A 4,310-nucleotide genomic window follows, 5' to 3' on the forward strand; every position below is an offset into this window, starting at 1 on the left:
AAGTCGCCAAACTCCACCTCGACCATACACCTCGATGGCCACCTGAGATTACACCGAACGAGCCGGTGAAATTACACCACGTGCTCGGACATTACCTTTCAGCGGATGGCCGAAGCGGCCAGTTTTTTCCATTTATGGTGGAGAAGGAACACTCCTGTTTCGTAGTCGGTGCGCAGCCTTCGATTTGACAGACACGCTTGACCGGGTACTTGGCACACCGCTCGGCTACTCGGTTTTCGGCATTTCCAGCAATAGTGCAGTCGATCGTATGTGGACCGAAGCTGAGCTTCGGCAACAAGAGGGCAACATTCGGTACGACCTGAGCTTCGACGGGTTCGATGTCGAAATCCAAAGAGTGAAGGGCGCGGGCCTAAGATGTTCGGGGGAAGCGCTTTGGGCGCTCATCGTTACGAGCGTCTGACCTCGAAAGAAGCAGTCGAACTGTTGGGTAAGGCGCCATAAGGTTTTCGAAGCCTCACTCTTTCCACGCCCCTAAGATCGCCCCCGGCAGGCGCGCCGTCGCGTCCCGTGCCAACCCATCAAGGTCCAGCTTCTTCGGCATCTTCACCTGCCGCAGCAGGAGGAACACCGGCACGGTTTGCGCCCCGGAGAGGATGCCATCCCGCCGCCGCCGACCGCCCTTTGCTGCGGCAAGCCCCCGGCTGTTAAGCCGCGCATCATCGGCGACGAGCATGCTCGGCCCGTTTCGACGATAGAAGAACCTCAGGCGCATGCCGGTGCGCTGTTCCCAGCGCCAGGGGGTGATGCGCTGGCGGCCGAGGCTGGTGAGGCCTGCTGCGGGCAGAGGGATCGCCAGCCAGAGTCCGTCCTTGCCGCGGATCAGCACGCCTCCGTCGAAGGCGTGCAGGATGTCGGGCGCCTTGGTCCAGACGAGGCTGGCCGCGCGAAGGGATGTCCCCGATCGCGGAAAGTCGGCCTGCCGGACGGAGTTGGCAAGACGGGTGCCGAGCCCCGATGCCCGAACCTGCCCGCGCCAGTCGTCGCGCAGACCCCGCCCGGCGGCAAAGACGCCGCGGGTGACGGCGGCCTCTGCCTCCTGCAGGATCTCGGTGGCGATCGCGTTCAGATCGCCGTCGATGCTGGCGCCGATCTTCATGCCTCCCGCCCCTCGGCCTTCCAGACGTGACGCTGGGCGTCGCGCACGGGCTCGCCCCGGACCTCGTAGATCACGCCGCCGATCTCGAACGTGTCGCCCGGGGCAAGGGCGCCCAGCGCGGCACACTCGACATCGATCATCACGCTGTCGGTGACAAACCGGCCTTCGCCAAAGCCCGTCACCGTATCCGGCCGCCGCATCATCACGCGGACGGCGACCGGCAAGCCAGCCCCGCCCGATCGCCATACCGCATCCTGCGCGAGGTTCGGATCGCGGAAGAGGGCGGCCGTGGCGTTGGCGAAGGCCGTCATCTCAGGTCGCGCCCCCATTCAGGCGCACGATCCCGGTCGTGTCGCCCGCGCCGCCCGCGACCGCCTGCGTGGCGATGCCGATCCGCGTGTTACCGGTCAGGACGTTGGTGGTTCGGCTGTTCGCCGCGTCCCAGTAGATCGTCTGCGCAGGTAGGTCTCAGCGGGACTCGCAGCGACACCCCCCAGACAAGCGATGATCTCGGCCACGGCCTTCTTGCTGTCCATGGTGCTTGGTGCCGCTGCCACTGTTTGGGTTGGTCGATGCTGAATTTCGCCGATCCAGTCGCGCGCCCAGCGCCGGGCCTCTGCATCGGACAGGCATTTGTGGTGCCGGATCAGCTCCAACCCATCGCCGCCGACGCCCGCCTCGTGGTCATACCAGCGCCCAGCGCGTGGGCCTGCGATCTCGATGGCGACGCTGCCCTTAGCGCCGTAGCGAAGCTGGCATTTTGTCGAGTAGCCCGGATTAGGATCGCCCAGCAGTGTCCGCGCCAGATCGGCCATGCGATAGTTGACGCGCGCAGCCAGGTCGGCGACCGTGGCTGGATTGCTGATCAAAGATCACGCTCCTGCGCCTCGATCCACTCGATCAGCTTGCTTTTGCGTGCGCAGATTACATTGCCGATCCTGAACACCGGCATCCGCACCTTGGCGTCGCTGGCGTAGTAATAGACCTTGCGGCGGTGGCGCACGTTGCCAAACACAAAGATCGCGATGGCTTCGGCACCATGCAGCAGGTCGTCAGCAAGCGTTGGGCAAGCGTCTGCAGTCGCAGGAGTGCCCCGCGTTTGAATATTCATGGCTGTCTCCGTTATGGCTGGGTGGTCAGTCGGCGCTGAGGGCTTTTGTGACCCGCCGCTCGATGTCGTTCAGGTTCACGACCGCAAAAGAGCGAACCTCTGGATCGGCCGCGATCTCGGGAAGACGTTGGGGCGAGATGATCTTCGACGCAGGGGCGGGAATATCCGAGTCCATGAAGGCCGCGTCCTCTTGTGACGAAAGCCGGATCGGGCCTTCGTAAATCACCAGAAGGGCGTCTCCATCGGCAACGCCGTGCAGATTGTTGATGTGCGGTGCGACCCGAGCGGGCTCAAACCCAAGACGTGCGAAGTCCACGATGGCACCGAGGGCGATGGCGTCCCGCATGGTGAAAATCCGGGCTTTGCCGCGTTCGCACTCGTTTTGCGGAACAAGGTAGCCGCGCGAAATCCAGGCATCGATTTGGTACCGACCAATATTGAAGGCGTCGGCCAGCTTCTGGATGGTAATGTCTTGTGCCACTTCACTATCCTTTGACAGTACGTTTGATGTGTGGATATATGGCATCTAACGTACTGTCAATACTAGTGGGAATGTTCGGCAAACGTCTGTCTTCCCGTGAGTTTGTCTTTTGGATGGGAGTGAGGAGAAGATGGCCACGATCCGCAAACGCACGCTGCCGTCGGGCTTGGTCCGATGGCAGGTGGACTTCACCGACCAAGCTGGCAAGCGCCGGTCAAAGCTGTTCCCGCGCCGCAAGGATGCTGATGTCTATCTGGTGAAGGTCCGCTCTCTGGTCGCCAACCACACCTATCTGGCCGACAGCGACAGCACGACGGTGGCCGGGGCAGCGAAAAGCTGGCTCGACCATTGCGAGGTGCGCTGCAAGACGGGACGGCGGATGGAACGCTCGACCCTGCGCGGTTACAGCGACTATGTGCGGCTGCACCTGACCGTGCCCGAGGTCGGGATCGGGGACAAGCTGATCGCCCAACTGACCCGCCGCCATGTCAACGAGCTGCGCGACCGGCTGCTGCTGAATGGCCGGTCCGAACACCTGACCCGCCGCGCACTGTCGGTGCTGAAGCTGATCCTCGACCATGCCATCGACAACGGCCAGTTGTTCACCAATGCAGCGCACGGCGTGCGGGTGATCAAATCCAGCCGGATCGAGCACAAGGCTCCAGTGCCGTCGAAGGAGGCGATCCGCGCCCTGATCGAGGCCGCCGATGAGGATTTCAAACCACACCTGATCGTCTCGGCGCTGGGCGGTCTGCGCGCGTCAGAACTGAGGGGCCTGCGTTGGCAGGACGTCGATTTCGAGAAGGGCTCCCAACGCCGCCCGCCATCCGCAGCGTCGAAGCCGCGAGCCCGCACGAGGCCGAGAAGGCGATGGAGGATGGTCCGCACGGGCGGCAGAATCGCCCGAAACGAGCCCTCAAGCTATTGGGAATGTTTGGGAAACGCGAAGGCCACAGGCTTCTCATCGATGATGCAGCGGTTCCCGAGTGATCCGCGTGCCTACAAGCCGCGGCAACTGCTGCAGCGCCGAACCTCAGTAGGTCAGGAGTAGGCGGTCGCGCACCTCTTCCGCTTCTAGCGTTTTTCCGCCCATCTGAAAGCGCCGAAGCATTGAGCGTCCAATGTTCACAAGCAGTTCGTTCTCGAAAAGACCCTGAGGGATCTTAATGTCACAATAGAATTCGCCCGACTTTTTTGTCCCATCAATGCTGAGAGCGACACGAACGCCGCGTTCTTTGCAGTCAGCAACTGCCGTGAACAGGTCCTCAAGCTTAAAGTCTTGCGCGCCGTAAAGGATCGCCTGCGAATAGGAGTAGGGTGGGTCGCAGTAGACCAAGTCTCCGGGTTGAGCGCGCGCCATCGCCTCTGCGTAGTCCATTCGCTCGAACTGGGCACCCTTCATCCGCTTGTGCCAGATATCGACGCGTTGGGAGAAAGACGTGGGATGAATTGGTTCGTGCGCGCCGCAGGGCGTGGACATGTAGCCGTCGCGCTTCCGAAACCGGGTCACGTCCGTCAAGGTGGTGTAAATTTCCAGATGGCCTGAGGTCATGATCAGGCGGCTTTCGTAGTTATGCTGAGAATGGGGTCGATCTCCTCCT

Annotated in this window: 9 protein-coding genes; 2 read left to right on the forward strand and 7 right to left on the reverse strand. The window is 62.2% G+C overall.

What is annotated here, in order from left to right; genetic code table 11:
* On the forward strand, positions 1-188 hold a 188-nt coding region (locus tag L1965_RS15870; protein ID WP_235757398.1), incomplete at its 5' end, for a hypothetical protein.
* 287 nt (positions 189-475) lie between these two features.
* On the opposite strand, the gene L1965_RS15875 is transcribed toward L1965_RS15870, so the two are convergent.
* The 6 genes from L1965_RS15875 to L1965_RS15895 are packed head-to-tail and all read right to left on the reverse strand — an operon-like array spanning position 476 to position 2,709.
* Positions 476-1,117, reverse strand: a complete 642-nt coding sequence (locus tag L1965_RS15875; RefSeq protein ID WP_235757399.1) for a DUF6441 family protein — start codon at positions 1,115-1,117, stop codon at positions 476-478.
* Positions 1,114-1,428 (reverse strand): head-tail joining protein, encoded by a 315-nt coding sequence (locus tag L1965_RS15880; protein WP_235757400.1) that lies wholly within the window; start codon positions 1,426-1,428, stop codon positions 1,114-1,116. Before L1965_RS15880 ends, L1965_RS15875 begins: the two co-directional genes overlap by 4 nt.
* Before the next feature lies 1 nt (position 1,429).
* Positions 1,430-1,567, reverse strand: coding sequence for a capsid cement protein (locus tag L1965_RS16145; RefSeq protein ID WP_338421497.1), 138 nt, complete (start codon positions 1,565-1,567; stop codon positions 1,430-1,432).
* Positions 1,525-1,986: a hypothetical protein gene (locus L1965_RS15885; RefSeq protein ID WP_235757401.1), complete on the reverse strand. Its 462-nt coding sequence runs from the start codon at positions 1,984-1,986 to the stop codon at positions 1,525-1,527. Before L1965_RS15885 ends, L1965_RS16145 begins: the two co-directional genes overlap by 43 nt.
* Positions 1,983-2,228 carry a hypothetical protein gene (locus tag L1965_RS15890; RefSeq protein ID WP_050525695.1) on the reverse strand — a complete coding sequence of 82 codons (246 nt, stop codon included), beginning with the start codon at positions 2,226-2,228 and terminating at the stop codon, positions 1,983-1,985. The genes L1965_RS15885 and L1965_RS15890 overlap by 4 nt, the downstream gene beginning before the upstream one ends.
* 25 nt (positions 2,229-2,253) lie before the next feature.
* The gene (locus L1965_RS15895; protein WP_235757402.1) at positions 2,254-2,709 is read right to left on the reverse strand and encodes a MerR family transcriptional regulator; all 456 of its coding nucleotides are present in this window, start codon (positions 2,707-2,709) and stop codon (positions 2,254-2,256) included.
* 130 nt (positions 2,710-2,839) lie between these two features.
* On the opposite strand from L1965_RS15895, the gene L1965_RS15900 reads away from it, so the two are divergent.
* Positions 2,840-3,760 carry a site-specific integrase gene (locus L1965_RS15900; protein ID WP_235757403.1) on the forward strand — a complete coding sequence of 307 codons (921 nt, stop codon included), beginning with the start codon at positions 2,840-2,842 and terminating at the stop codon, positions 3,758-3,760.
* Here L1965_RS15900 and L1965_RS15905 read toward each other — a convergent pair.
* A partial coding sequence (locus L1965_RS15905; protein WP_235757404.1) for a DNA adenine methylase occupies positions 3,743-4,310 on the reverse strand: 568 nt, incomplete at its 5' end. The two genes, L1965_RS15900 and L1965_RS15905, sit on opposite strands and share 18 nt — an antisense overlap.

Source organism: Paracoccus salsus (genome assembly GCF_021556615.1).
GTDB classification, from domain to species: Bacteria; Pseudomonadota; Alphaproteobacteria; order Rhodobacterales; family Rhodobacteraceae; genus Paracoccus; species Paracoccus salsus.